Genomic DNA, 23,988 nt, shown 5'->3' with positions numbered 1-23,988 from the left:
TCCGGCTTCTTAAGGTCGCGTCACGTCTCCGAGCGGTACATCAGGTCGACCTCGTGCGTCGAGAAGCCCATCCCCTCGTACACCCGCACCGCCGCCGTGTTGTCCGCGTCCACGTACAGCATCACCGTCGGCAGCCCCTGCGCCGCCAGGTGCCGCAGGCCGATCGCCGTCAGCGCCTTGCCGAGGCCGCCGCCCTGCGCCTGCGGGCTGATGCCGAGCACGTACACCTCACCCAGCCGCTCCTCGGCGTGCACCTTCGTCCAGTGGAAGCCCACCAGCTCGCCGTCCGTCTCGCGTACGGCGAGGAAGAAGCCCTTCGGGTCGAACCACGGCTCCTCCTTGCGGTCGTCCAGGTCCCGCTGCGTCATCGAGCCCTGCTCCGGGTGGTGCGCGAACGCGGCCGCGTTGAGCGCGAGCCAGGCCGCGTCGTCCTGCCCCGGTACGAAGGTGCGCACGGTGACGCCCGGCGGCAGCACGGGCTCCGGGATGTCCAGCGGGGCGAGCGGCCGGCGCATCTGGCGCAGCTCGCGGAAGAGCGTCAGGCCGAGGACCTGGGAGAGGTGGCGGGCGGCCGACTTGCCGCCGTGCGCCCACACGCGCAGCCGCTTGCCCGAGGCGGCCAGCAGCGCCGCGCCGAGCGCCCGCCCGTGGCCGCGGCCCCGGTGCGAGGGGTGGACGACGAGCTCGGCGGCCGGCGCCTCGACCGGGTCGGTGTCCTCCAGCTGCGCGTACCCCACGAGCTCTCCGCGGACGGTGAGCAGCAGGTGCGAGACCCCTTCGCGCCGCCCGTGGCGCAACTGGAGCCGCCCCTGCTCGGAGACGGCCTGCATCCCGTCGATACGGGCGGCCTCGGCGAGCAGGTCGAGGACGGCCTGGGCCTGCGCGGGGGTGAGCTCGTCGAGGGTGTCGATACGTCGACCGGGCTCAATGCCGGGTACGGGGGCGTCAGTCGTCATGCCTCCGAGCGTAGGGCCTGGCCCCTGGATCAGGTCGGGCCCACGGCGAGGGCCTTTCGGAGGAAGGCAACCAGCTCGTAACCCGCTCCCCCCTGTTGCGCTACGCGCGTTGACTCTAGGCTGCGCTGGGCCCTACCCGTCCACACGCCTTGCCGTACCCAGAGGGGACAGATGTCAGCGACACACAAGAAGCAGCGCGCGGTCACGCGGATACTCGCCACCGCCGCCGGACTGGCGACCGTCGGAGCCGTGGTCGCCGCCCTGCCCGCCGGCGCCGACGACCGGGTGCAGACCGCCGGGCACCACTCCGGCCGCACCGTCGACGTACAGCTGCTCTCCTTCAACGACCTGCACGGCAACCTGGAGCCCCCGGCCGGATCCTCCGGCGAGGTGAGCCACACGCACGCGGACGGCCGGGTCGAGAAGATCAAGGCGGGCGGTGTCGAGTACCTCGCCACCCACCTGCGCACCGCGCGCCAGGGCAACCCGTACTCCATCACCGCCGCCGCCGGCGACATGATCGGCGCCTCGCCGCTGATGTCGGGCCTCTTCCACGACGAGCCCACCGTCGAGGCGCTGAACAAGCTCAAGCTCGACGTGTCGTCCGTGGGCAACCACGAGTTCGACGAGGGCGCCAAGGAACTCGCCCGGATGCAGAACGGCGGCTGCCACCCCACCGGCGGCTGCTACGAGCAGGGCAAGACCTTCCCCGGCGCGAACTTCCCTTACCTCGCCGCCAACGTGACGGACGAGAAGACCGGCAAGCCGATCCTTGACCCGTACTTCATCTGGGAGCGCAAGGGCGTGAAGATCGGCTTCATCGGCGTGACCCTGGAGGGCACCCCGAACATCGTCACCGCCGAGGGCGTCAAGGGCCTGAAGTTCGGTGACGAGGTCGAGACGATCGACAAGTACACCAAGGTCCTGGAGCGCAAGGGCGTCAAGTCGATCGTCGCCCTCATCCACGAGGGCGGCGCCCCGGCCTCGTCCTCGTACAACTACGACTGCGACAGCCCGGGCGCCGGCGACGGCATCTCCGGCCCGGTCGTGGACATCGCGAAGAAGCTGAACCCGCAGGTCGACGCGCTGGTCACCGGCCACACGCACCAGGCGTACGTCTGTACGATCCCGGACCCGAGCGGCAAGCCGCGCATGGTCACGTCGGCGTCCTCGTACGGCAAGCTCTACACGGACACGACGCTGACGTACGACCGGAAGACCAAGGACATCGTCCGTACGGCCGTGAAGTCGGCCAACCGCGTCGTCACGCGTGACGTGGCCAAGGCCGCCGACATGACCTCGCTGATCGAGCGGTGGAACGCGCTCGCCGCGCCCATCGCGAACAAGCCGCAGGGCTACATCTCCGCCGACATCAACGGCCGCGGCTCCACGGAGTACGAGAAGCCGCTCGGCGACCTGATCGCCGACGCGCAGCTCGCCGGGCTCGCCCCCGCCGACAAGGGCGGCGCGCAGATCGCGCTGATGAACCCGGGCGGTATCCGCTCCGACCTGGTGTACAAGGCGTCCGGCGCCGAGGGCGACGGCGTGGTGACCTACGGCGAGGCGTTCACCGTGCAGCCGTTCACCAACATGATGAACGTCGTCGACCTGACCGGCGCCCAGCTCATCGCGGGCCTCCAGCAGCAGGTCAGCGGCGCGAACGAGGCCTCCCCGAAGATCCTCCAGGTGTCGAAGGGCTTCACCTACACCCTCGACCTGACGAAGACGGGCGCGGCCCGTGTCGACGCAGCCTCGGTGAAGCTGAACGGTGAGCCGATCGACCCGGCGAAGACGTACCGCGTCGCGATGAACGAGTTCCTCGCGGGCGGCGGCGACGGCTTCCCGGCGCTCGGCCAGGGCAAGAACAAGCTCGTGGGCGCGTCCGACCTGGACGTCTTCAACGCCTACCTGGCGGCCAACTCCTCGCCGTCGAACCCGATCGCGCCTCCGGCGGCCGGCCGGATCACGGTCGTCAAGTAGCGGATACGCGGAGGAAGGCGGGGCGGCGGGACCATCGAGGTCCGGCCGCCCCGCTCACTTCTGGGGCGCGGTCCCCGGCGGCGGTGTCGGCGCGCCCGGCAGGCGGACCACCGCGCGGGTGCCGCCACCCTCCTTCGGGCCCACCGGGATCAGCCGCACCTCGCCGCCCGCCCGGGTCACCGTGCGGGCCACGATCGACAGGCCGAGCCCCGAGCCCGGCAGGCTGCGGGCCGACGGTGAGCGCCAGAAGCGCTCGAAGACGTGCGGCAGCTCCTCGGGGGAGATGCCCGGCCCGTGGTCCCGCACCGTCAGCTCACCGTCCACCAGGGCGACCTCGATCGTGCCGCCCGGCGGCGAGAACTTCACCGCGTTGTCGAGGACGTTGACCAGTGCGCGCTCCAGCGCGGCCGCCTCGGCCCGTACGTACCAGGGGCGAACGTCCTCGGCCGTGATCGTCAGCTCCGGCCCGCGCAGCCGCGCCCGCCGGAGCGCGGTGTCCAGCAGGTCGTGCAGCGCCACCACCTCCAGCCGGCCGCCCGATCCGGCCGCGTCCGGCCGGGACAGCTCCTGGAGGTCGCCGATGAGCGCCGCCAGCTCCGTCATCTGCGCCTTGACCGACGCCAGCAGCGCCCGCCGGTCCTCGGGCGGGATGGCCCGGCCGGTCTCCTCGCTGCGAGCCAGGAGCTCGATGTTGGTCCGCAGCGAGGTCAGCGGCGTACGCAGCTCGTGCCCCGCGTCGGCGATCAGCTGCGCCTGCCGGTCGCGGGAGGAGGCGAGGGCGGCCGTCATCGCGTTGAACGACCGCGACAGGCGGGCGATCTCGTCCTCGCCCTCGACGGGGATGCGGACCGTCAGATCCTCGGTGCGCGCGACGTGCTCGACCGCCCCGGTGAGCCGGTCGACGGGCTTGAGCCCGGTGCGGGCCACCCACAGCCCGGCCGCCCCGGCCCCGACGACCCCGATGCCGGCCAGCACGGTGAGGACCAGCGCGAGCTGGTTCAGCGCGCCGTCCACCTCCGTCAGCGGCCGGGAGATGGACACCGTGTACCGGGTCTTGTCGTCGGTGCGGGTGAGCACCCGCACGGACTGCCCGCCGGTGGTGACACCGTCGTGCAGCGACTCGGCCCGCAGCCCCGCCGCGACCTCGGCGTCGGACCGCTCGACGACCACGGGCGGGCTGCCGGGCCCCACGCACCGGCTGCCGTCCGGACGCACGAGCTGCACATACGCCGTCCCCGGCGCCGTGTTGGCCTGCCCCGGGCCGCCGGACGGACGGCAGGTGAGCTCGGTCAGCCGCTGGTAGTCCTCCGAGGCCGACAGGCTGTACAGCGAGTTGTCCAGCTCGTCCCGCAGCTGCGCCCGGGTCAGCAGCCAGCACGCCACCGACACCGCGGCCACCGCCACCGCCACGGCCGTGGCGGTCAGCAGGGCGAGGCGCGAGCGCAGCGGCAGCGCCCGGAACCGCGCCACCGGGCCGGTCATCCGTCGCCCCCGGCGCGCAGCACGTACCCCACGCCCCGCACCGTGTGGACCAGGCGCGGCTCGCCCGCCGCCTCCGTCTTGCGCCGCAGGTACATTACGTACACGTCCAGGGAGTTGGAGCTCGGCTCGAAGTCGAAGCCCCATACCGCCTTGAGGATCTGCTCCCGCGTCAGCACCTGGCGCGGATGCGACAGGAACATCTCCAGGAGCGTGAACTCGGTACGGGTCAGCTCCACGCGCCGCCCGCCCCGCGTCACCTCGCGCGTCGCCAGGTCCATCCGCAGGTCCGCGAAGCTCAGCACCTCCGCCTCCGGCTGCTCGCCCACGGTCCGGGCGTACGAGCTGCGCCGCAGCAGCGCCCGGATCCGGGCGAACAGCTCGTCCAGCTCGAACGGCTTGACGAGGTAGTCGTCCGCGCCCGCGTCCAGGCCGGTGACGCGGTCGCCGACCGTGTCCCGGGCCGTCAGCATCAGGATCGGCACGGTGGACCCGGCGGCGCGGATGCGGCGCGCGGCGGTCAGGCCGTCCATGCGGGGCATCTGGATGTCGAGGACCACAAGATCGGGTGCGTACGCCTCGGTCTTCGCGAGCGCGTCGACGCCGTCGACGGCGACCTCGGTGCCGTACCCCTCGAAGGCGAGGCTGCGCTGGAGCGCCTCGCGGACGGCGGGCTCGTCGTCGACGATCAGGATGCGCTCGGCGTCAGCGGGTGCGTTCACGGGGTTCATGGGGCCAGCCTCGCACGCGGTCAGGAGCCGTCGCGGAGGCCGTCGAGGTCGGCCTTGACGGTGTTGACGGGTATGGCGAAACCGAGGCCCACGCTGCCGGCGGTGGAGCCGGTGGCGGCGCTCGGCGAGTACATGGCGGAGTTGATGCCGATGACCTCGCCGTTCATGTTGATCAGCGCGCCGCCGGAGTTGCCGGGGTTGAGGGAGGCGTCGGTCTGGATGGCCTTGTACGTCGTCTTCGACTGCCCCGTGTCGCCGTTGAACTCCCGCCCGTCGAACTCGAACGGCCACCCCTGGCGCGGGTCCCGCTGCCGCTGGTCCTCCTCCTTGGAGACCGTCACGTCACGGTCGAGCGCGGAGACGATGCCGCTGGTGACGGTGCCGGTCAGGCCCTCGGGCGAGCCGATCGCGACGACCTCGTCCCCGACGCGCACCTTGTCGGAGTCGCCGAGGGCGGCGGGCTTCAGCCCGGACGCGCCCTTGAGCTTGATCAGCGCGAGGTCCTTGCCGGGGTCGGTGCCGACGGTCTCGGCGGCGTACGTCTTGCCGTCGCTGAGCCGGACGGTGATCTCGGAGGCGCCGGAGATCACGTGGTTGTTGGTGACGATCTCGCCGTCCCCGGTGATGATCACGCCGGACCCGGTGGACTGCCCGGCCGTGGACGCCGCCTTGATCTCGACGATGCTCGGCGACACCGCCTGCGCGACCCCGGCGACCGTGCCCTTGCTGGACTGCGCCACGCTCGTCCCGTTGACCGCGCCGCCCGTGCTCGGGCCGCCGCCCCGGGTCAGCTGCTGGACCAGCGCCGACGCCCCGCCCCCGATCCCGGCGGCGGCGATGGCGACGGCGACGATCAGCGCCACGGGCCGCCGGGCCCGCTCGCGCCGGTGCGGCACGGGCGGTGCGGGCGGCACGGGCGGCGCGGGCGCGTACGCCGGGGGCGGCGGGTACGGCGGGAACGTCTGCTGCTGGTCACCTTGCGAGTAGTCCGTCATGGATACGACTCTCGGAGCCGTACATGAGAGGACGCTGAGGATGCCCTGAGAGTCCGGGAAGAGTCTCGTATGCCCGGTGTAAAGAGCGCCCCGGGATGGTGCCCGACCCCTCGTTGCTGAGATCATCCGGCGGTCGCCTCGCGGGAGGTGCGGGGGAGGATACGGATGTCGACGTTCTTCGCGGTGGTCACCACCGTGATGGCCCTGTCGTTGGGCGCGGCCGGTGTGCTCGCCCTGGCGACGGGCCGCCTGCTGTTCCCCTGGCTCTACCGCGGCGTGCACCGTCCACGGCTCTGGGGTGCCGGCGCCCTGCTCGTGGCGGCGGGCCTGGTGGCGCCGCGCCTGCTGCCGTACGAAGCGACGGCCGCGCTCATGCTGGGCGGCCTGGGGCTGATCGCCGTCGCCCAGTTCTGGGCGGCGCCGGGGGAGGCTTCGCGGCCGGAGTGAGGGCGGCCCGCCCTGGCGGCGCTACGTGCTCTGGAGGCGCTACTCGCCGTCGCAGCCGCACGACCGTCGGACGATCAGCGCCGACGGGAACTGCTTCACCCGCTCCCGGCGCGACCCCGCCACCCTCAGGCCGTCGTCGAGGACCAGGTCCACCGCCGCGCGGGCCATCGCCGGGCGGTCGGAGGAGACCGTCGTCAGGGGCGGGTCCGTCAGGGCGGCTTCCTTGACGTTGTCGAAGCCCGCGACCGCGAGGTCGCCGGGGACGTCGAGGCGGAGCTCCCGGGCGGCGCGCAGGACGCCGATGGCCTGGTCGTCGGTGGAGCAGAAGATCGCCGGGGGCCGGTCCGGCCCGGACAGGATCTTCAGGGCGACCTGGTACGCGTCGTAGCGGTTGTACGCGGCCTGGAACAGCCGGCCCTCCACCGAGCGGCCGGACTCCAGCATCGCGCGGCGCCAGCCCTCCTCGTGGTCGGCCACCGGGTCGCCGACGGCCGGGGTCGACTCGACGCCGCCGAGGCAGGCGACGTACGCGTGGCCGTGCTCCAGGAGGTGGCGGACGGCGAGCTGCGCGCCGCCGATGTCGTCCGTGACGACGGCGACGTCGTCGATGGCCTCGGGCCGCTCGTGGAGCAGCACCACGCGGGCGTCCCACGCCTCGATCTCCTGCGCGGCGCGCTGGCTGGGGCCCTGGCTGACCAGGATGAGCCCGGCGACGCGCATGCCGAGGAAGGCCCGCAGGTAGTGGAGCTCGCGCTCGTCGCGGTAGTCGGAGTTGCCGACGAGGACCATCTTGCCGCGGTCGGCGGCGGCTCGTTCGACCGCGTGCGCCATCTCGGCGAAGAACGGCTGCCGGGCGTCGGGGACGATCATGCCTATGAGGTCCGTGCGCCGCGAGGCCATCGCCTGGGCCACGCGGTCGGGCCGGTAGCCCAGCTCCTTGATCGCTGCGAGTACCCGCTCGCGCGTGGCCGGGGCGACCGGCCGGGGTCCGTTGTTGATGACGTAGCTCACGACCGCGGTCGAAGTACCCGCAAGTCGTGCCACGTCGTCCCGCGTCACCTTGGCCACGCGCCGCAGTCTACGCGGGGGGACCTACCTCTGGGCAGGTCGTACGGCCGCTTCCTGTACCTCTTCGGTGTCGGCCGTACGGGTGACGGCGGCCTTTTCGGCCTCCTTCGTACGGGCTTCCTCGGCGGCGCGGTCCACCTTCTCCGGGGTGACGAACCGGTAGCCGACGTTCCGGACGGTCCCGATCAGCGACTCGTGCTCGGGCCCCAGCTTGGCGCGCAGCCGCCGTACGTGGACGTCGACCGTCCGCGTACCGCCGAAGTAGTCGTAGCCCCACACCTCCTGCAGGAGCTGGGCACGCGTGAAGACCCGGCCCGGGTGCTGGGCGAGGTACTTCAGCAGCTCGAACTCCTTGAAGGTGAGGTCCAGGACCCGGCCCTTCAGCTTCGCGCTGTACGTCGCCTCGTCGACCGAGAGGTCGCCGTTGCGGATCTCCATCGGGGAGTCGTCGGCGGTGATCTGCTGGCGCCCCATCGCGAGGCGCAGCCGCGCCTCGACCTCGGCGGGGCCCGCGGTGTCCAGGAGGACGTCGTCGATGCCCCAGTCGGCGGTGACGGCGGCGAGGCCGCCCTCCGTGACGACCAGGATCAGCGGGCAGCCGGGCCCGGTGGAGCGCAGCAGCTGGCACAGCGACCGCACCTGCGGCAGGTCGCGGCGGCCGTCGACGAGGATCACGTCGGCACCGGGGGTGTCGACGAGTGCGGGGCCTTCGGCGGGGGCCACCCGCACGTTGTGCAGCAGCAGTCCGAGGGCGGGGAGCACCTCCGTGGACGGCTGGAGGGCATTGGTCAGGAGCAGCAGAGAGCTCATCGCGACGCCCCACCTGCCCGGGTCGTCGTTTCACGGTCGTGCACGGTTCGCTCGCCCATAACGTCGGTTCCTCCTCGGTCCCTGCGAGGACGTCCTGGCACTGCTGTCGACTCCCGCGCCCTGAGAGCCTTTGTTCATCCGTCTGTAACAACGGCGGCAAAACACAAAAGGACCCGGGGGCTGCTTTGCCCGGATCCTCTTCGCAGCACAATAGCCGACATGGGGTCCGAGACAGAGGGTGCGTTTCACATCGCGGATGTTTCCTCGGTCACTCCCGGCCTTCTGCGCGCCACCCTCCGTACCCCTGACGGGATCCGTATCGAAGCGGTGCACGAGCCGCATAGGGGCCATAGGGACAGTCTTACGGACACAGCCGTCGTTGTCGCCCATGGATTCACCGGCTCGGTGGACCGGCCGGCCGTCCGGCGGGCCGCGCGGGCCTTCCGGCGGCGCGCGGCGGTGGTGACCTTCTCCTTCCGCGGGCACGGGCGCTCCGGGGGCCGGTCAACGGTCGGGGACCGCGAGGTGCTGGACCTGGCGGCGGCGGTGAGCTGGGCGCGGGAGCTCGGGTACACGCGTGTGGTGACGGTCGGCTTCTCCATGGGCGGGTCGGTGGTGCTGCGGCACGGGGCGCTGTACCGGGACGACCCGAGGGCGCGCGCGGACGCGGTCGCCGCCGTGAGCGCGCCGGCGCGCTGGTACTACCGGGGTACGGCCCCGATGCGCCGGCTGCACTGGGTGGTGACCCGGCCCGCCGGGCGCCTGGTCGGCCGCTACGGGCTGCGCACGCGCATCCACGACCGCGACTGGGACCCGGTGCCGATGCCGCCCTTCGAAGCGGTGCCGCTGATCGCGCCGACGCCACTGCTGATCGTGCACGGCGACCGCGACCCGTACTTCCCGCTGGACCATCCGCGCATGCTGGCGGCGGCCGGACCGTGCGAGCTGTGGCTGGAGCCGGGCATGGGCCACGCCGAGAACGCCGCCGACGACGCCCTGCTCGCCCGGCTCGCGGACTGGCTGTCGGCGGCATAGCCCATCATGGATGCCGACGAGGCCGTGGAGGCCGACGAGAGGAGTGCCGCTATGGCAGCGGGGACCATCCGCTACTGGGCCGCGGCCAAGGCCGCCGCCGGGACCGCCGAGGAGCCGTACGCCGCGGAGACCCTGGCCGAGGCGCTGGAGGCCGTGCGCGAGCGGCACCCGGGCGAGCTCGCCCGCGTGCTCCAGCGGTGCTCCTTCCTGGTCGACGGTGACCCCGTCGGCACCCGGGCGCATGAGACCGTACGGCTGGCCGAGGGCGGCACGGTCGAGGTGCTCCCGCCGTTCGCAGGAGGGTGAACCGCACACCATGAGCAGCAGCAGCGACCAGCAGTACCCGTCGTACGGCGACCCTTCCTACGGCGAACCGTCGTACGGGGAGCAGGCGTACCGGGAGCAGGCCTACGGCCGGGAGACGTACGGGCAGCAGCCGTACGGCGAGCAGCCGTACGGTGAGCCGTCGCACGGCCACCAGGAGCCCGGCGTCGCACAGACCTGGCAGGGCCAGACCTGGGACACCCACTACCAGCCGGCCGCGCAGCCCCAGGAGGCGGCGGCTCCCGCCCCGGCCCCGGTCTCGTACCCGCTGCCGCCCGAGGTGCCGTACGACACCCCGACGACCATGCTGCGGCCGGTGACCGCCGCGCCGCCCGCCGCGGCGGCACCCGCTCCGGCCGCCGTGGCGCCCGAACCCGCGTACGGCGCGCCCACCACGCTGGGCAACGCCCGGATGACCGACGCCCAGCGCGCCCGCGCCGAGGGGCGCTCGCCGATCATCGAGCCCGGCATCCAGCCGGCCGCCCTGACGGCGCTGCTCGGCGTCCTGCTCGCCGCGGGCGCCGCCCTCTCCCCGTACGGGCTCCTCGTCCCGCTGGTCCTGCTCCAGGCGGTCACGGCCGCCGGATGGTTCCGGCTCAACGGCATGTGGCCGGCCCGTCAGGGCATCGCGCTCGCCTTCGCGGGCGGCGTCACCGCCGACATCGCGCTGCTCGCCGCCGGTGAGGAGCACGCGCCCGTCGCGATCCTCGGCACCCTCGGCGTCTGGGTGCTGCTGGTGCTCGTCCTCCAGCTGCGCAGCCACGCGGGCGCCGACGAGCGTCAGTACGGCCTGATGGCCACGGTCGTCTCGTCGGCGCTCGCCGTCGTCGCGGCCGGGTACCTCGCGGCCGCGTCGGACGCGGTGGTCGTGGGCGCCCTCGCGGCCGGGGCCGCGGTGCTCGTCCGGGCGCTGCCGCTGCCGGGCGCCGTGTCGCTCGTCGGGGGCCTGCTGGCGGCCGCGGGCGCCGGGGCCGCGGCCGGGGGGCCGCTCGGCGCCGGAGCGCTCGACGGGGCGCTGCTGGGGCTCGGGGCCGGGGTGTGCGCGCTGGTCGGCCACCGGGTGGCGAGCTACGACTACCCGTCGCGGTTCGTCCACATGACGGCCGGGGTGGCGCTGCCGCTCGCGCTCGCCACGCCCGCCGTGTACCTGCTGGGACGCGTCCTGGTGTGACGGCCGGGGTTACCGGTGAGGGAACCAATGAACGATCCCGTACGTCGATCATGACGTGACGGGGGGCCGGGCGCGACAAGGGTGGGGGATCACCGAACCATGCGAGCACTGCGAATACTGCTGATCACCGCCGTGGTACTCGGTGGCCTCTCCATCGCCGCGGACCGGCTGGCGGTGAACTACGCGGAGGGCGAGGTGGCCGCCAAGGTCCAGGCCCAGCGCGGCGTGGGCGGCGGTTCGGCGGACGTCTCCATCAAGGGCTTCCCGTTCCTGACGCAGGTCCTCGGCAAGGAGCTCGACGAGGTCGACGTCACCCTCAACGGCGTCGAGGCGTCGGCCGGCGGCCGGACGCTGCGCATCGCCACGATGACCGCCGCGCTCCACGACGTGCGCCTGGGGAACAACTTCTCCACGGCCACCGCCGCCAACGCCACCGGCACCGCGCGCGTCTCGTACGCCGAGCTCGCCAAGGCGTCCGGCGAGGACGTCACCGTCGCCTACGGCGGCAACGGCAAGGTCAAGGTCACCGGCTCGGTGGACGTCCCGGTCCTGGGCCGGGTCACGCGCAGCGTCATGTCCACCGTGAGCATCGCCGACGGCACCACGATCCGGGTCCGCGCCGACGAGGTCCCCGGCGAGGGCATACCCGGCGTGGAGGAGCGGGTCCGCGAGCGCACGGACTTCGACCGCTCGGTCGCCGGCCTGCCGGCCGGCCTCAAGCTCCAGAAGGTGGAGGCGACGGCCGAGGGCGTCGTCATCACGCTGACCGGCACGAACGTCGCCCTGGCGGGCTGACGACGGGCTGACGACGGGGGGTGTCGGCGGGGTGTCGGCGGGGCCCGCCTCGCGCCCCCGGCCACATGGTGAGACGGCGGCGTCCGCTCCGTAAACCACCTGCGACGACGGCCTGAGCGGCGGTGGGCCGGGGAGGCTCCGGAGACCCCTCCCATCCCACAATGCGGATGATCGCGTCTCGACATACGACACGCCGGTGACACGACCGCCCGTCCGTCCCTACGATCTGACCCATGAAGCGACAGGCGGAACTCACGAAGCGGCGGGCAGTAGACCTGTGCCGCGTCGCCGCCATGCTCTGTCGCTCCGTCTGAGCGGGACATCAACCTCCCGCCTTCCCCGGGCCCTTGAGCACCTCGGGCCCATCCCCGTGCCGAACGCAGCCGACGAGCGCGCCCGCCCCGCGTACCCCGTACACGACGAGCGGTCCGACGGCCGGCCGGCACCACCCGCCACACCCCGCCGCACACTGCCCCGGAGGAGAAACAGCATGAGCCGCAGCGACGTCCTGGTAGACGCCGACTGGGTCGAGGCCCACATCGACGACCCGAAGGTCGTCATCGTCGAGGTCGACGAGGACACCTCGGCGTACGACAAGAACCACATCAAGAACGCCGTCCGGATCGACTGGAAGCAGGACCTCCAGGACCCGGTCCGCCGCGACTTCGTCGACCAGGAGGGCTTCGAGAAGCTCCTGTCCGCGAAGGGCATCGCCAACGACGACACCGTCGTCCTCTACGGCGGCAACAACAACTGGTTCGCGGCGTACGCCTACTGGTACTTCAAGCTGTACGGCCACGAGAACGTCAAGCTCCTCGACGGCGGCCGCAAGAAGTGGGAGCTCGACTCCCGCGACCTGGTCGACGGCTCCGAGGTCCCGAACCGCCCGGCCACCCAGTACAAGGCCAAGGCCCAGGACACCTCCATCCGCGCCTTCCGTGACGACGTGGTCGCCGCCATCGGCAGCCTGAACATCGTCGACGTGCGTTCCCCCGACGAGTTCAGCGGCAAGCTGCTCGCCCCGGCGCACCTCCCGCAGGAGCAGTCGCAGCGCCCCGGCCACGTGCCGAGCGCTCGCAACATCCCGTGGTCGAAGAACGCCAACGACGACGGCACCTTCAAGTCCGACGAGGAGCTCAAGGAGCTCTACGCCCAGGAGCAGGTCGACCTGGAGAAGGACACGATCGCCTACTGCCGCATCGGTGAGCGCTCGGCCCTGACCTGGTTCGTCCTGCACGAGCTGCTCGGCCAGCAGAACGTCAAGAACTACGACGGCTCGTGGACCGAGTACGGCTCCCTCGTCGGCGTGCCGATCGAGCTCGGCGCCAACAAGTAATCCCGGACCTCCCGTCCACCCCTCACACCCCTCAGGAGTACCCATGTGTGGAGCACAGGCCGGCGGCCCGGACGCTTCGACGATCAAGCCCGGCGAGACCACGATCCAGGGCCAGGTGACCCGTGACGGCGAGCCCGTCACCGGTTACGTCCGCCTGCTGGACTCGACCGGCGAGTTCACCGCCGAGGTCCCGACCTCCGCGACGGGCCAGTTCCGCTTCTACGCCGCCGAGGGCACGTGGACCGTCCGCGCGCTGGTCCCCGGCGCCACGGCCGACCGCACGGTCGTCGCGCAGCAGGGCGGCCTGGCCGAGGTCGCGATCGCGGTCTGACGCGGTCCGGCGCGTCTGACGCGGCGACGCGTCTGACGGCGACGTCACACATACCGGCCGAAGGGCCGCGCCTCCTGGGGGTTGGACGCTTACCGGGACCGAGGTGCGGCCCTTCGGTCGTACGCTGGACATATGTACGCGCAGCGCCGGCGCGCCTACCTCCGGATGATGACGGCCTGTCTGGTGCTCTTCGTGAGCGCCTGGGCCGTCGTACGGCTGTGGTCGGTGCCCGCGGCCATCGCGATGTGCTTCATCGCCATGGTCATCCCGCCCGTCGCCGCGATGATCGCCAACCGGCGCGGGCCGGACGACCGCTGGTGGGACGACCCGTCCGGCGATCCGAAGTCCGACGAGTGGTGGGACGAGCTCGACGGCAAGCGGAGGGGCCGGTAGGCCTCAGTAGACGAGCGCCTGCGTGCCGTCGGCCAGCGCCTCGCTGACGAAGACCTGCGCGCCCGCGATGCGCACGCCCTCCAGCACGTCCTTCTCCGTGATCTCCCGGCGCGCCGCGCACTGCGTGCACAGCGTGATGCGCCCGTTCGCCTGGATCGACTCGATCAGCTCCGGCAGCGGCGCGGCGTGCGGCAGCTCGAACTCGGCTGCGCGCCCGGGCAGCGCGAACCACGACGACTCGCCGGTCAGCCAGAGCGAGACCTCCACCCCGCTGGCCACGGCCACCGCCGCCACCGTGAACGCCTGCGAGCACCGCTCCGGGGCGTCGGCCCCGGCGGTCACCTTGATCACGAGCTTCTTCGCCATGGTCGAACTGTAATGGCGACACCCTCGCCGTGGTCGTCCTCGGCTGACGCCGCGCGCACGGGCGCACGGGCGCACCTCACACCGAGGGGCCGGGTCCCACCCATTACGCTGGGAACCGGCCCCTTCTTCACCCACATCGCTCACCGAGGAGCACCCGTGCTTGAGGCTTTCTTCTCCGCCCTGCTGGTCCTGGTCTGCATCGGCGTCGTCGCCTTCGCCGCCCTGACCGTGAAGAAGCTGTACCAGGGCCAGCGCTGACCACTCCCACCGACCGACAGAGCTGCTCATGATCGAGATCCCGTCCGACCTGAACCCCGACCTCGTCCCCCTCGCGTTCCTCCTGGGCACGTGGGAGGGCGCGGGTGTCTCCGACTTCCCCGGTGCCGAGAAGTGCAACTTCGGTCAGTCCGTGACCTTCAGCCATGACGGGCGGGACTTCATCGAGTACACCTCCCGCACCTGGGTCCTGGACGCCGAGGGCCAGAAGGTCCGCCCCCTGGAGAGCGAGAGCGGCTACTGGCGCATCGACAAGGACCGCAAGGTCGAGATCGTGATGGTGCGCGACCAGGGCGTCGTCGAGGTGTGGTACGGCGAGCTCGCCGACCAGAAGCCGCAGATCGACCTGGTCACGGACGCCGTCGCGCGCACCGCGGCCTCGGGGCCGTACAGCGGTGGCAAGCGGCTGTACGGCTACGTGAAGGGCGACCTGATGTGGGTCGGCGAGAAGTCGACGCCCGAGGTGCCGCTGCGGCCGTACATGTCGGCGCACCTGAAGAAGGTCGTCACGCCCGACGAGGTCGCGGCGTGGGCCAAGGACCTGGGCGACCTGCCGGACGACGGCATCGCCTTCTTCAAGTAGGCCCGGTGAACCGGCGGTCGGTGCTCCTACACTGGAGCGCGTGGTGAGCACCGACTGGAAGAGCGATCTGCGGGAGCGCGGTTACCGGCTGACTCCCCAGCGCCAGCTTGTCCTGGAAGCGGTGGACGCGCTGGGGCACGCGACGCCCGACGACATCCTCACCGAGGTCCGCAAGACCGCCTCCGGGGTGAACATCTCCACCGTCTACCGGACGCTGGAGCTGCTGGAGGAGCTGGGCCTGGTCAGCCACGCCCACCTCGGGCACGGCGCCCCGACGTACCACCTGGCCGACCGCCACCACCACCTGCACCTGGTGTGCCGGGACTGCACGGAGGTCATCGAGGCGGACGTGTCGGTGGCCGCGGAGTTCACCGGGAAGCTGCGCGAGACGTTCGGTTTCGACACCGACCTGAAGCACTTCGCGATCTTCGGGCGGTGCCGGGACTGCACGGCGAAACGTACGACCAACGGGTCGTAGGACGTACGGGTCGTAGGCTTGCTGCCATGAAGAGCCCTCTCCTGTCCCTGCCCGGCGCGGTGCCCGCCGAGGGACGCGACGAAGGGGTCGCCGCGCACTACGGCGACCTGTTCCGTGAGCAGCGCGCCCTCGCCGACGGCAAAGGCATGGTGGACCTCAGCCACCGCGGCGTCGTCACCGTCAGCGGCGCAGACCGGCTCAGCTGGCTGCACCTGCTGCTCACCCAGCACGTCAGCGAGCTCCCGGCCGGACACGCCACCGAGGCGCTGATCCTCTCCGCCCACGGGCACATCGAACACGCGCTGTACCTGGTCGACGACGGCGAGACGGTCTGGGCGCACGTCGAACCCGGCACGCAGGAGGCGCTCATCGGCTACCTGGAGTCGATGAAGTTCTTCTACCGCGTCGAGGTGGCCGACCGGACCGCCGACGTCGCCGTCGTCCACCTCCCGGCCGGCTCGATCGCCGAGGTGCCGGACGGGGTCGTCGTACGGGAGACCTCGCACGGCCGGGACCTGTTCCTGCCGCGCGCCGAGCTGGAGGCGTACGCCGCCGGGCACGGCCCGCTCGCCGGGATCTGGGCGTACGAGGCGCTGCGCGTGGAGGAGCACCGCCCGCGCCTCGGTTTCGAGACCGACCACCGGACCATCCCGCACGAGGTCGGCCTGATCGGCACGGCCGTCCACCTCCAGAAGGGCTGCTACCGCGGCCAGGAGACCGTGGCGCGCGTCCACAACCTGGGGAAGCCGCCGCGCCGGCTGGTCTTCCTGCACCTGGACGGCAGCGAGGTGCACCTGCCCGCGCCCGGTACGCCCATCCGGCTGAAGGCCGACGGGGAGGAGGGCCGCCAGCTGGGCTTCGTCACCACCGCCGTACGCCACCACGAGCTCGGGCCGATCGCGCTCGCGCTGGTCAAGCGCAACGTACCGGTGGACGCCGAACTGCTGGCCGGGAACACCGCGGCCGCTCAGGAGACCGTCGTCGAGCCCTAGACGTCGATGATCACGGTGAACGGGCCGTGGTTCGTGAGCGAGACCCGCATGTCCGCTCCGAACCGGCCCGTCTCCACCCGCGCGCCCAGCTCCCGCAGCCGCGCCACCACCTCGTCCACCAGCGGCTCGGCCACCTCGCCCGGCGCCGCCGCGTTCCAGGTCGGGCGCCGGCCCTTGCGGGCGTCCCCGTAGAGGGTGAACTGCGAGATCACCAGCAGCGGCGCGTTCACGTCCGAGCAGGACTTCTCGCCCTCCAGGATCCGCACCGACCACAGCTTGCGGGCCAGCTGGGCCGCCTTCTCCCTGGTGTCCTCGTGGGTGACCCCCACCAGCACGCACAACCCCTCGCCGACGATCTCGCCGACGGTCTCACCCGCGACGACGACCTTCGCGCCGTCGACCCTCTGCACCACTGCACGCATGCGTACCAACGTAACGGGGCCGAACGGGTGCAGTGCACCTGCACATCGCATGCGGGAGTGGCACCATGCGTGTCAGGCGGTGCGGCTGCGCACCGGTCGAGGGGACGGATCACCATGAGCACATCGGGCGCCGGGCAGACGCCAACGCCACCGCATGCCGTACACCAGGTCCACCAGGTCCACCTCCGGCCGCCGGGGCCGCGCACCCCGGCCGAGTCCGTCCTGCCGGAGATGGGGCCCCACGACCTGAAGGCGCTGCGCCTGCCGGAGCTGCGCGCCCTGCGGCGCGACGCGCACGGCGACGAGGCCGACCTCAGCTACGTACGACGGCTGCTCCAGGGCCGGATCGACATCCTGCGGGCCGAGCTCGCGCGGCGGGGCGGTGCGCAGGTGCCGGTGGTGGACCGGCTCTCCGAGATCCTCGCCGACACCCCCTCGCGGCACCGCTCCTCCGTCCGCCACGTCACGGTCTCCACGCCGCGCGGCGAGACGTACCGGCGGCTGGCCGCCGAGATGCTCGCCGACGTCGAGCTGTCGGACCTGACCGCCCGAACGGACGAAGAGCTGCGCGCCGCGATGGGACGTCTGGAACGCTACGAACAACAGGTGTCCCGGCGCCGGCAGCAGCTCCAGCGGACCGCCGACGATTGCAGCGCCGAGATCGCCCGCAGGTACCGTGAAGGCGAAGCACAAGTAGACGACCTGCTCAGCTGAGGCTCTCGGCCGGGTCTCCGCCCAGGAGCCTCGACGCGGGCTCGCGGCTCCGCGGGTCTCGTTCCGTTCCGGAAGGCCACCGTCATGACCTCCACCTCCGCCAACGCCTCCATACCTCCGGTCCTCGCCGAAGTCGTCCGGTCGGGCTTCGTCGAGGGCCACCATCGGGGGTCGCTGGTGGTGCTGGCCGAGGACGGCACCATCGAGTTCACGGCCGGGAACGTGACGGCGCCGGTCTTCCCGCGCTCGTCGAACAAGCCCATGCAGGCCGCCGCGCTGCTGCGTGCCGGGCTCGACCTGAGCGGGGAGCGGCTGGCCCTGGCCGCCGCGAGCCACTCCGGCGAACCGTTCCACCTCGACCTCGTACGCAAGATGCTCGCCGAGTACGGGCTCACCGAGGCCGACCTCCAGACGCCGCCCGACCTGCCCCTCGACCCGGCGGAGGCGGAGGCGTACCTGGGCTCCGGGCGGGTCCGGGAGCGGATCACCATGAACTGCTCCGGCAAGCACACCGCGATGCTCGCCGCCTGCGCGCAGAACGGTTGGGACCCGGTCGGCTACCTGGACCCCGCGCACCCCCTCCAGCGCCTGGTCCACTCCGAGGTCGAGGCGGCCTCGGGCGAGACCGTCGACACGGTCGGCACCGACGGGTGCGGCGCGCCGCTGATGGCGATCAGCCTGGTGGGGCTGGCCCGCGCGTTCCGCTCGTACGTGCTCGCCGAGCCCGGCACGCCGCAGCGGCGGGTCGCGGACGCGATGCGCGCGCACCCCGAGTACGTGGCGGGGACCCGGCGGCCGGACACCTGGCTGATGCGGGAGGTGCCCGGCACGCTGTCCAAGATGGGCGCCGAGGCCGTGCAGGCGGTGGCCCTGGCGAACGGCCGCGCCCTCGCCTTCAAGATCGACGACGGCTCGGCGCGCGCGATGGGCCCGGTCCTGGCGCGCGGCCTGGAGCTGCTGGGCCTGGACGCCGAGACCGCGCCCGTGCTCGCGCGGATCGCGGACGCGCCGCTGCTGGGCGGGGGCGAGCGGGTCGGGGCGGTACGCGCCGCGTTCTGAGGGGCCCAGGGCTGGGCGGGCCCCGCGAAAACCGGATGCCGGGTGCGGGGGCGGCCGCCTAGCGTGGCGGCCATGAGCAGCGTCGAGGTCCGTGCCGTCACCGAGTCCGAGTTCCCCGACTGGCTGCGCGCCCTGCGCACCGGCTTCCTGGTGTCGCCCAGGGTGCCGGAGGGCGAGGCGGAGCGCCGCCTGCCGCACATGGACCTGGCGCGCACGCGCGGCGCGTTCGAGGCCGGGCGCTGTGTCGCCACCTTCCGGTCGTTCGCCCAGGAGCTCACCGTCCCGGGCGGCGCCCCGGTCCCGGCGTGCGCCGTGAGCCAGGTGACCGTCTCGCCGACGCACCGGCGCCGGGGACTGCTCAGCCGCCTGGTGGACACCGAGCTCAGGGCGGCCAAGGAGCGGGGCGAGGTCGTCTCCACGCTGATCGCCGCCGAGTACCCCATCTACGGGCGGTACGGCTACGGCCCGGCCGCCTCGCTCACCGAGTGGACCGTCGACGTACGGCGCGCCGGCCTCGACCCGCGCTGGTCCGGTCCGGAGGACGGCGGGCGCATCGACCTGATCGACGCGTCCGAGTTCGGCAAGCTCGGGCCCGACCTGCACCACCGGGTACGGGCCGTGCGGCACGGCGTGGTCAGCCGGAGCGAGCGGGACTGGCTGCTGCGCACGGGCGCTCTTCCGCGGCCGGACGGATCCCCGTACACCGAGCCGTTCCACGTCGTGTACCGCTCGCCCTCCGGTGAGGTGGAGGGGTACGCGGTCTACTCCTGCGACGACCACTGGGACGCCGGCAAGCAGCCGATGAACACCGCCACCGTGCGCGAGCTGATGGCGCTCACCCCGGCCGCCGAGCGCGCCCTGTGGCGGTTCGTCTGCTCCATCGACTGGATCACCACGGTCAAGAGCGGCTACCGCGCCCCGGACGACCTGCTCCCCCTGCTGCTGCCGGACCCGCGCGCCGCGCGCGTCACGACGTACGCCGACTACCTGTGGGTGCGGATCCTCGATGTCGTACGGGCCCTGGAGGCGCGGACGTACGGCACCTCCGGCAGCCTCGTGCTGGACCTGCGGGACGCGGCGGGTCTCGCGGGCGGCCGCTACCGGCTGGACGCCTCGCCGGAGGGGGCGGCCTGCGCCCCGACGGGCGCCCCGGCCGACCTGACGATGGACATCGCGGAGCTGGCCACGTTGTACCTGGGCGACGAGTCGGCGGTGCGGCTCGCCGCGCTGGGCCGGGTGGAGGAGTCCACCCCGGGCGCGGCGGCCCGGGCGGACCTGCTGCTGCGCACGTCGCGGCGGCCGTGGTGCCCGGACGAGTTCTGAACCTGATCTTGAGCCTGCTGCTTTCCGTGCCGTGTCAGGTGGTGAGCACCACCTTGCCGAGCAGGCTCCGGTTCTCGATCGCCACGTGGGCGTCCGCCGCCCGTTCCAGCGGGAAGGCGCCGCCGATGACCGGCCGCAGCCGCCCCGCGGCCGCCTCGGTGAGCGCCCGGCCGGCCAGCGCGGTGTAGGCGTCGGGCGCCAGCTGTACGTCGCCGATGCCCAGCAGCCGTACGCTCCGGCGCTCGGCCTCGCGCGGGTCCACCTCGGCGAAGCCGCCGGTCGGCGCGCCGTGCGCGGAGAAGCGCCCGCCGTCGGCGACGAGCGCGAACGCCGCCAGGCCCACCGGGCCGCCCACGCCGTCCAGGACCACGTCCGCGCCCCGGGCGCCGAGCGCCTCGCGGGCGCGGTCCACCCAGCCGGGGGCGCCCGCGTCGACGACCGCGTCGGCGCCCAGGTCCCGGACGAGCGCGGCCTTCCGCCCGCCGCGCGCGGTGCCGACGACGCGGGCGCCCGCCGCCTTCGCCAGCTGGACCAGTACGGTGCCCATCCCGCCGGACGCGCCCACGACCAGCACGCTCTCGTCGGCCGTGAGGCCCGTCGCGTCGAGCAGTGCGGTCGCGGTGACGCCGTCGTGGACCAGGGCGGCGGCGTCGGTGAAGGAGAGCCCGTCGGGGATGGGGACCAGCGCGTCGACGGCGGCGACGGCCCGCTCCGCGTAGCCGCCGGTGTAGCCGAGGGAGGCGATCACACGGCGTCCGAGCCACGCCTCCCCGTCGACGCCCGCGCCGACGGCCCGTACCGTACCGGCGATGCCGCCGCCCGGGACGTACGGCGGTTCGAGGGTGAAGTACTCGCCGCCCCAGCCGGATCGCAGCTGGGTCTCCAGGAAGATCGTGTCGACCGCTGACACGGCCACGAGCACCTGGCCGGGACCGGGCACCGGCTCCGGGACATCGGCCGGGACCAGGACCTCCGGGCCTCCGAACGCCTTCACCTGTGCCACGCGCATGGCCTTCACCCCCTGTCGTCGCGGGCCTGTTCCGGTCCGTCCGGGGCCCGCGATCACGAGTCTCGGACCTCAAGCGGACGTGAGGTCAAGCCGGGTGCGTAGGCTCGTCCGCATGAGCGGGTTGCGGGAGCGGAAGAAGCGGCAGACGTACGAGGCGATCTCGGAGGCGGCGATCGCGCTCTTCCTCGACAAGGGCTTCGACCGGGTCTCGGTCGCGGAGGTCGCGGCGGCGGCGGAGGTGTCGAAGCCGACGCTGTTCCGGTACTTCCCCGCCAAGGAGGACCTGGTCCTGCACCGGTTCGCCGACCACCGGGACGAGGCGGCGCGCGTCGTCCGCGAGCGGCCCCGGGGCGTCGATCCGCTCGGTGCGCTCGAGCGGCACTTCCTGGACGGGCTCGCGCGTCGCGACCCGGTGACCGGGCTGTGCGACGAGCCGTCGGTGCTCGCCTTCCACCGGCTGCTGTACGGGACGCCGAGCCTGGTGGCGCGGTTGTACGCGTACCAGGGCGCGGCCGAGGCCGAGTTGGCGGCGGCGCTGGGCCCGGTGCTCGGCGCCGGGGTGGCGGCGCGGCTCGCGGCGGGCCAGGTCGTCGCCGTACAGCGGGTCCTGGCGGAGGAGAACTGGCGGCGGATCGCGGCGGGGGCGAGTGCCGACGCGGTGGAGCCGGACGCGGTGGCCGCCGCGGAGCTGGCCTTCCGGCAGCTGCGCGGCGGCCTTGCGGGGTGACGGTCTCGCGGAGTGACGCCTCGCGGAGTGACGGCGGCACGCCGCCTCGCGGCGGCTACCACATCACGGGGAGGCGCTCCGGGATGCGCTTCATGAAGCCGGTCCGCCAGACGAGCTGGGCGATGGGGACGGCCAGCTGGAGGTCCGGCATCTTGTCGAGCAGCGTCTCCAGGGCGATCTCCGCGTGCTTCTTGCCCAGCGCGGTGGCCGGGCAGTAGTGCCGGCCGCCGCCGAAGGAGAGGTGCGCGGTGTTGTTCTCGCGGGTGAGGTCCACGGTGTGCGGGTCGCGGAACACCTCGGGGTCGAAGTTGGCGCCCTCGACGAGGACGAGGAGCAGCTCGCCCTTCTTCACCTCGACGTCCCCGAGGGTGACGTCCTCCAGGGCGAGGCGCGGCAGCCCGTCGCCGATGGAGAGGTTGATCCGGAGCAGCTCGTCGACGGCCGCCGGGATCTTGGTGCGGTCCTCGAGGAGTTCGGCCTTCAGCTCCGGGTGCTGGATGAGCGAGACCAGGGCCATGGTGAGGAAGCCGGCGGTGGAGATGACGCCCGCGCCGAACATGGTCACGCCGACGGTCGCCAGCATCTCGTCGGTGAGGTGGTCGTACTCCGGGTCCTCGCGCAGCGCCGCGAGTTCGGCCATCAGGCCCGTCGTCGACGGGTCGTCGAGCCGCTCGACCATGTACGCCATGTCGCGGTCCCAGTTGAGCTTGGCGCCCGTGACGGGGCAGGCCGAGTTCATGAACGCGATGTCCAGGCTCCTCATCAGGCGGGGCGCGTCCGCCTGCGGGATGCCGAGGATGTGGCAGTGCATGGCCGCCGAATAGGGGTCCGCGAACTGGCCGCGCAGGTCGGCGGGGGCGCCTTCGGCCATGGCGCGGTCGACCAGGTCGGCGGCGGTCGACCGCATCCACTCCACCAGGCCCGGGGCCTTGGGGTTGAGCGCCTTGAGCACGGCCTTGCGCAGCCCGGCGCCGGTGATGTTGCCCATGTTGTTGACGACTTCCGGCGGGATCGTCAGGGCGTACTGGCGGGGGACGCCGGGAGCCGAGGTCTCCGCCAGGCTGAACCGCGGGTCCTCCAGGACCTGCTTGCACAGGGCGTGGGACGACACCAGCCAGGCCGGGTCGCCGGCGATGGTCCGTACCCGCTTCACGGGCTCCTTGCGCAACAGCTCTATCTCGTCGGGGAGTTGGTCGCCGCGCCAGGAGAAGGGGAAGTCGGGGAGCTCATCGGGCAGGTCGTCACGGTGTCCACGGTCGTCACGCAGCTCGTCGTGCAGGGTCTCAACGGACATCGGAGTCTCCTTCGGCGCGCTGTGCGGGAGAGGTCGGCTGGGGGTGTTCGGCGGGCGTGACGATGGCGTGGCCCTGGTTGCGGGAGGCGCGCAGACCGGAGCCGCGCGAGTAGAGCAACTCGGCCATCGGCAGCAGCTGGTGGTAGCAGTTGAGGGAGGACGGCACGCCCAGGATGGCGGGCGTGTCGAGGAAGAGCGGGGCTTCGGCGCAGACGTACTCCACGCACACCTCGCGCTGCCGCTCCGTGGGGGCCTTCCCGTCCAGGACCTTGGAGGAGAGGAAGGTGTCCACGAGGGCGTCGCAGGTCTTGCGGAAGTCCGGGTCCGTGTCGAGCCGGTCCTGGAGATGGTCCCGGATCTCGCGGTACGCGGGGTTGTCCAGGAACGCCGACATGGGGTGGGCGCGCAGCCGGGTGCCGTCGGGGTCGACGGTGGCGACGGCGTTGGTCACTTTGGCCCGTACGCCGCGCAGGTTCTTCACGGCCTTGCGGCGGGCGTCCTCGGCGGTGTAGCCGGACGCCTCGTACATCTCGGCGACGTGCATGTCCGTGTAGACGAAGTCCACTTGCTCGAAGTGGGCCATGCCCCAGCGGGCCAGGTCGATGACGCGCTGGGCGGAGAAGTAGCTGTTGCCGGGTGAAACGCCGATCACGGCGTGGGCGCCCTCGGCGCATATCACCTGGCAGTGGGCTGTGTAGGGCCGGACGGTGAACAGTCCGGCGGCGGTGTCCGGAGGGGTGAAGGGCTGGATCTCGAAGACGGTCTCAGTCGTCAACTGGGAAGGAGTCCTTCGCGTCGCTAGTCCCTGAGGAGCCTCGTGCTCCTGGTGTGGCGACGACGCCGCGAAGTTAGCTTCCGGATACGGAGAGTGTCAACGAGCACCCGGAGGCGTTG

At 72.5% G+C, this 23,988-nt stretch carries 28 protein-coding genes; 17 read left to right on the top strand and 11 right to left on the bottom strand.

From position 1 onward, the window contains the following. Nucleotides 1-20: 20 nt before the first annotated feature. Complete coding sequence (gene mshD / locus ACZ42X_RS25280) at nucleotides 21-956, bottom strand: mycothiol synthase (protein WP_468294317.1); 936 nt, start codon at nucleotides 954-956, stop codon at nucleotides 21-23. A 171-nt stretch (nucleotides 957-1,127) separates the two neighbouring features. Between mshD and ACZ42X_RS25275 the strand changes: the two genes are divergently transcribed. Next, on the top strand, nucleotides 1,128-2,936 hold the full coding sequence (locus ACZ42X_RS25275) for a bifunctional metallophosphatase/5'-nucleotidase (RefSeq protein ID WP_468294314.1): 1,809 nt from the start codon (nucleotides 1,128-1,130) through the stop codon (nucleotides 2,934-2,936). A 54-nt stretch (nucleotides 2,937-2,990) separates the two neighbouring features. Here ACZ42X_RS25275 and ACZ42X_RS25270 read toward each other — a convergent pair whose 3' ends face one another. From ACZ42X_RS25270 to ACZ42X_RS25260, 3 genes are read right to left on the bottom strand one after another with little or no spacing between them, the layout of a single operon-like run. Next, the gene (locus tag ACZ42X_RS25270) at nucleotides 2,991-4,418 is read right to left on the bottom strand and encodes a sensor histidine kinase (RefSeq protein WP_468294311.1); all 1,428 of its coding nucleotides are present in this window, start codon (nucleotides 4,416-4,418) and stop codon (nucleotides 2,991-2,993) included. Further along, entirely contained in the window at nucleotides 4,415-5,137 is a 723-nt protein-coding gene (locus ACZ42X_RS25265) for a response regulator transcription factor (protein ID WP_468294308.1), read from the bottom strand. The genes ACZ42X_RS25270 and ACZ42X_RS25265 overlap by 4 nt, the downstream gene beginning before the upstream one ends. Before the next feature lie 29 nt (nucleotides 5,138-5,166). Further along, entirely contained in the window at nucleotides 5,167-6,141 is a 975-nt protein-coding gene (locus ACZ42X_RS25260) for a S1C family serine protease (RefSeq protein ID WP_468294305.1), read from the bottom strand. Between the two features lie 165 nt (nucleotides 6,142-6,306). Between ACZ42X_RS25260 and ACZ42X_RS25255 the strand changes: the two genes are divergently transcribed. Continuing rightward, nucleotides 6,307-6,588: a hypothetical protein gene (locus ACZ42X_RS25255; RefSeq protein ID WP_468294302.1), complete on the top strand. Its 282-nt coding sequence runs from the start codon at nucleotides 6,307-6,309 to the stop codon at nucleotides 6,586-6,588. Between the two features lie 39 nt (nucleotides 6,589-6,627). Here ACZ42X_RS25255 and ACZ42X_RS25250 read toward each other — a convergent pair whose 3' ends face one another. Together ACZ42X_RS25250 and ACZ42X_RS25245 are read right to left on the bottom strand one after the other, a co-directional pair. After that, entirely contained in the window at nucleotides 6,628-7,656 is a 1,029-nt protein-coding gene (locus ACZ42X_RS25250; RefSeq protein WP_355365072.1) for a LacI family DNA-binding transcriptional regulator, read from the bottom strand. A gap of 24 nt (nucleotides 7,657-7,680) precedes the next feature. Continuing rightward, nucleotides 7,681-8,466: a response regulator transcription factor gene (locus ACZ42X_RS25245; protein ID WP_468294299.1), complete on the bottom strand. Its 786-nt coding sequence runs from the start codon at nucleotides 8,464-8,466 to the stop codon at nucleotides 7,681-7,683. 219 nt (nucleotides 8,467-8,685) lie between these two features. Between ACZ42X_RS25245 and ACZ42X_RS25240 the strand changes: the two genes are divergently transcribed. From ACZ42X_RS25240 to ACZ42X_RS25205, 8 genes are all read left to right on the top strand, one after another. After that, nucleotides 8,686-9,501, top strand: coding sequence for an alpha/beta hydrolase (locus tag ACZ42X_RS25240; RefSeq protein ID WP_468294296.1), 816 nt, complete (start codon nucleotides 8,686-8,688; stop codon nucleotides 9,499-9,501). Nucleotides 9,502-9,552: 51 nt separating this feature from the next. Next, nucleotides 9,553-9,807, top strand: a complete 255-nt coding sequence (locus ACZ42X_RS25235; protein ID WP_355365062.1) for a MoaD/ThiS family protein — start codon at nucleotides 9,553-9,555, stop codon at nucleotides 9,805-9,807. A gap of 10 nt (nucleotides 9,808-9,817) precedes the next feature. Next, on the top strand, nucleotides 9,818-10,996 hold the full coding sequence (locus ACZ42X_RS25230; RefSeq protein WP_468294293.1) for a hypothetical protein: 1,179 nt from the start codon (nucleotides 9,818-9,820) through the stop codon (nucleotides 10,994-10,996). A gap of 99 nt (nucleotides 10,997-11,095) precedes the next feature. Continuing rightward, nucleotides 11,096-11,791: an LmeA family phospholipid-binding protein gene (locus tag ACZ42X_RS25225; RefSeq protein WP_468294291.1), complete on the top strand. Its 696-nt coding sequence runs from the start codon at nucleotides 11,096-11,098 to the stop codon at nucleotides 11,789-11,791. Nucleotides 11,792-12,024: 233 nt separating this feature from the next. Continuing rightward, entirely contained in the window at nucleotides 12,025-12,105 is an 81-nt protein-coding gene (locus ACZ42X_RS25220) for an Ms5788A family Cys-rich leader peptide (protein ID WP_352021666.1), read from the top strand. Nucleotides 12,106-12,281: 176 nt separating this feature from the next. Further along, nucleotides 12,282-13,127: a sulfurtransferase gene (locus ACZ42X_RS25215; protein WP_361417002.1), complete on the top strand. Its 846-nt coding sequence runs from the start codon at nucleotides 12,282-12,284 to the stop codon at nucleotides 13,125-13,127. 43 nt (nucleotides 13,128-13,170) lie between these two features. After that, on the top strand, nucleotides 13,171-13,458 hold the full coding sequence (locus ACZ42X_RS25210) for a DUF1416 domain-containing protein (protein ID WP_468294288.1): 288 nt from the start codon (nucleotides 13,171-13,173) through the stop codon (nucleotides 13,456-13,458). Between the two features lie 132 nt (nucleotides 13,459-13,590). Beyond that, the gene (locus tag ACZ42X_RS25205) at nucleotides 13,591-13,851 is read left to right on the top strand and encodes a DUF3099 domain-containing protein (protein WP_468294285.1); all 261 of its coding nucleotides are present in this window, start codon (nucleotides 13,591-13,593) and stop codon (nucleotides 13,849-13,851) included. Nucleotides 13,852-13,854: 3 nt separating this feature from the next. Here the strand turns inward: ACZ42X_RS25205 and ACZ42X_RS25200 are convergent, their stop codons facing one another. Beyond that, a complete protein-coding gene (locus tag ACZ42X_RS25200) occupies nucleotides 13,855-14,217 on the bottom strand; it encodes a DsrE family protein (protein ID WP_468294282.1) in 363 nt (120 codons plus the stop codon). 286 nt (nucleotides 14,218-14,503) lie between these two features. On the opposite strand from ACZ42X_RS25200, the gene ACZ42X_RS25195 reads away from it, so the two are divergent. Genes ACZ42X_RS25195 through ygfZ form a run of 3 tightly spaced genes read left to right on the top strand, consistent with a single transcriptional unit; the run spans nucleotide 14,504 to nucleotide 16,546 of the window. Further along, entirely contained in the window at nucleotides 14,504-15,076 is a 573-nt protein-coding gene (locus ACZ42X_RS25195) for a heme-binding beta-barrel domain-containing protein (RefSeq protein WP_355365032.1), read from the top strand. A gap of 40 nt (nucleotides 15,077-15,116) precedes the next feature. Next, nucleotides 15,117-15,554 (top strand): Fur family transcriptional regulator, encoded by a 438-nt coding sequence (locus ACZ42X_RS25190; protein ID WP_468294279.1) that lies wholly within the window; start codon nucleotides 15,117-15,119, stop codon nucleotides 15,552-15,554. Between the two features lie 26 nt (nucleotides 15,555-15,580). Continuing rightward, complete coding sequence (gene ygfZ / locus ACZ42X_RS25185; RefSeq protein ID WP_361417015.1) at nucleotides 15,581-16,546, top strand: CAF17-like 4Fe-4S cluster assembly/insertion protein YgfZ; 966 nt, start codon at nucleotides 15,581-15,583, stop codon at nucleotides 16,544-16,546. Here ygfZ and dtd read toward each other — a convergent pair. Beyond that, nucleotides 16,543-16,968, bottom strand: coding sequence for a D-aminoacyl-tRNA deacylase (gene dtd, locus ACZ42X_RS25180; RefSeq protein ID WP_468294277.1), 426 nt, complete (start codon nucleotides 16,966-16,968; stop codon nucleotides 16,543-16,545). The two genes, ygfZ and dtd, sit on opposite strands and share 4 nt — an antisense overlap. Nucleotides 16,969-17,082: 114 nt before the next feature. On the opposite strand from dtd, the gene ACZ42X_RS25175 reads away from it, so the two are divergent. The 3 genes from ACZ42X_RS25175 to ACZ42X_RS25165 all read left to right on the top strand — a co-directional run bounded on the left by ACZ42X_RS25175 (nucleotide 17,083) and on the right by ACZ42X_RS25165 (nucleotide 20,064). Next, entirely contained in the window at nucleotides 17,083-17,682 is a 600-nt protein-coding gene (locus ACZ42X_RS25175; protein WP_468294274.1) for an RsiG family protein, read from the top strand. An 84-nt stretch (nucleotides 17,683-17,766) separates the two neighbouring features. Beyond that, nucleotides 17,767-18,741, top strand: a complete 975-nt coding sequence (locus tag ACZ42X_RS25170; RefSeq protein ID WP_468294270.1) for an asparaginase — start codon at nucleotides 17,767-17,769, stop codon at nucleotides 18,739-18,741. A 72-nt stretch (nucleotides 18,742-18,813) separates the two neighbouring features. Then, nucleotides 18,814-20,064 (top strand): GNAT family N-acetyltransferase, encoded by a 1,251-nt coding sequence (locus ACZ42X_RS25165; protein WP_468294267.1) that lies wholly within the window; start codon nucleotides 18,814-18,816, stop codon nucleotides 20,062-20,064. A 34-nt stretch (nucleotides 20,065-20,098) separates the two neighbouring features. Here the strand turns inward: ACZ42X_RS25165 and ACZ42X_RS25160 are convergent, their stop codons facing one another. Next, nucleotides 20,099-21,073, bottom strand: coding sequence for a zinc-binding dehydrogenase (locus ACZ42X_RS25160; protein WP_468294264.1), 975 nt, complete (start codon nucleotides 21,071-21,073; stop codon nucleotides 20,099-20,101). A gap of 112 nt (nucleotides 21,074-21,185) precedes the next feature. On the opposite strand from ACZ42X_RS25160, the gene ACZ42X_RS25155 reads away from it, so the two are divergent. After that, on the top strand, nucleotides 21,186-21,800 hold the full coding sequence (locus ACZ42X_RS25155; RefSeq protein WP_468294261.1) for a TetR family transcriptional regulator: 615 nt from the start codon (nucleotides 21,186-21,188) through the stop codon (nucleotides 21,798-21,800). Between the two features lie 55 nt (nucleotides 21,801-21,855). On the opposite strand, the gene ACZ42X_RS25150 is transcribed toward ACZ42X_RS25155, so the two are convergent. Next, nucleotides 21,856-23,094 (bottom strand): cytochrome P450, encoded by a 1,239-nt coding sequence (locus ACZ42X_RS25150; RefSeq protein WP_468294258.1) that lies wholly within the window; start codon nucleotides 23,092-23,094, stop codon nucleotides 21,856-21,858. After that, nucleotides 23,084-23,869, bottom strand: coding sequence for a cyclodityrosine synthase (locus ACZ42X_RS25145; RefSeq protein WP_468294255.1), 786 nt, complete (start codon nucleotides 23,867-23,869; stop codon nucleotides 23,084-23,086). Before ACZ42X_RS25145 ends, ACZ42X_RS25150 begins: the two co-directional genes overlap by 11 nt. Nucleotides 23,870-23,988: the final 119 nt, after the last annotated feature.

The organism is Streptomyces sp. NPDC030862, assembly GCF_055571835.1.
This window is presented reverse-complemented; position numbering and strand designations above follow the sequence as displayed.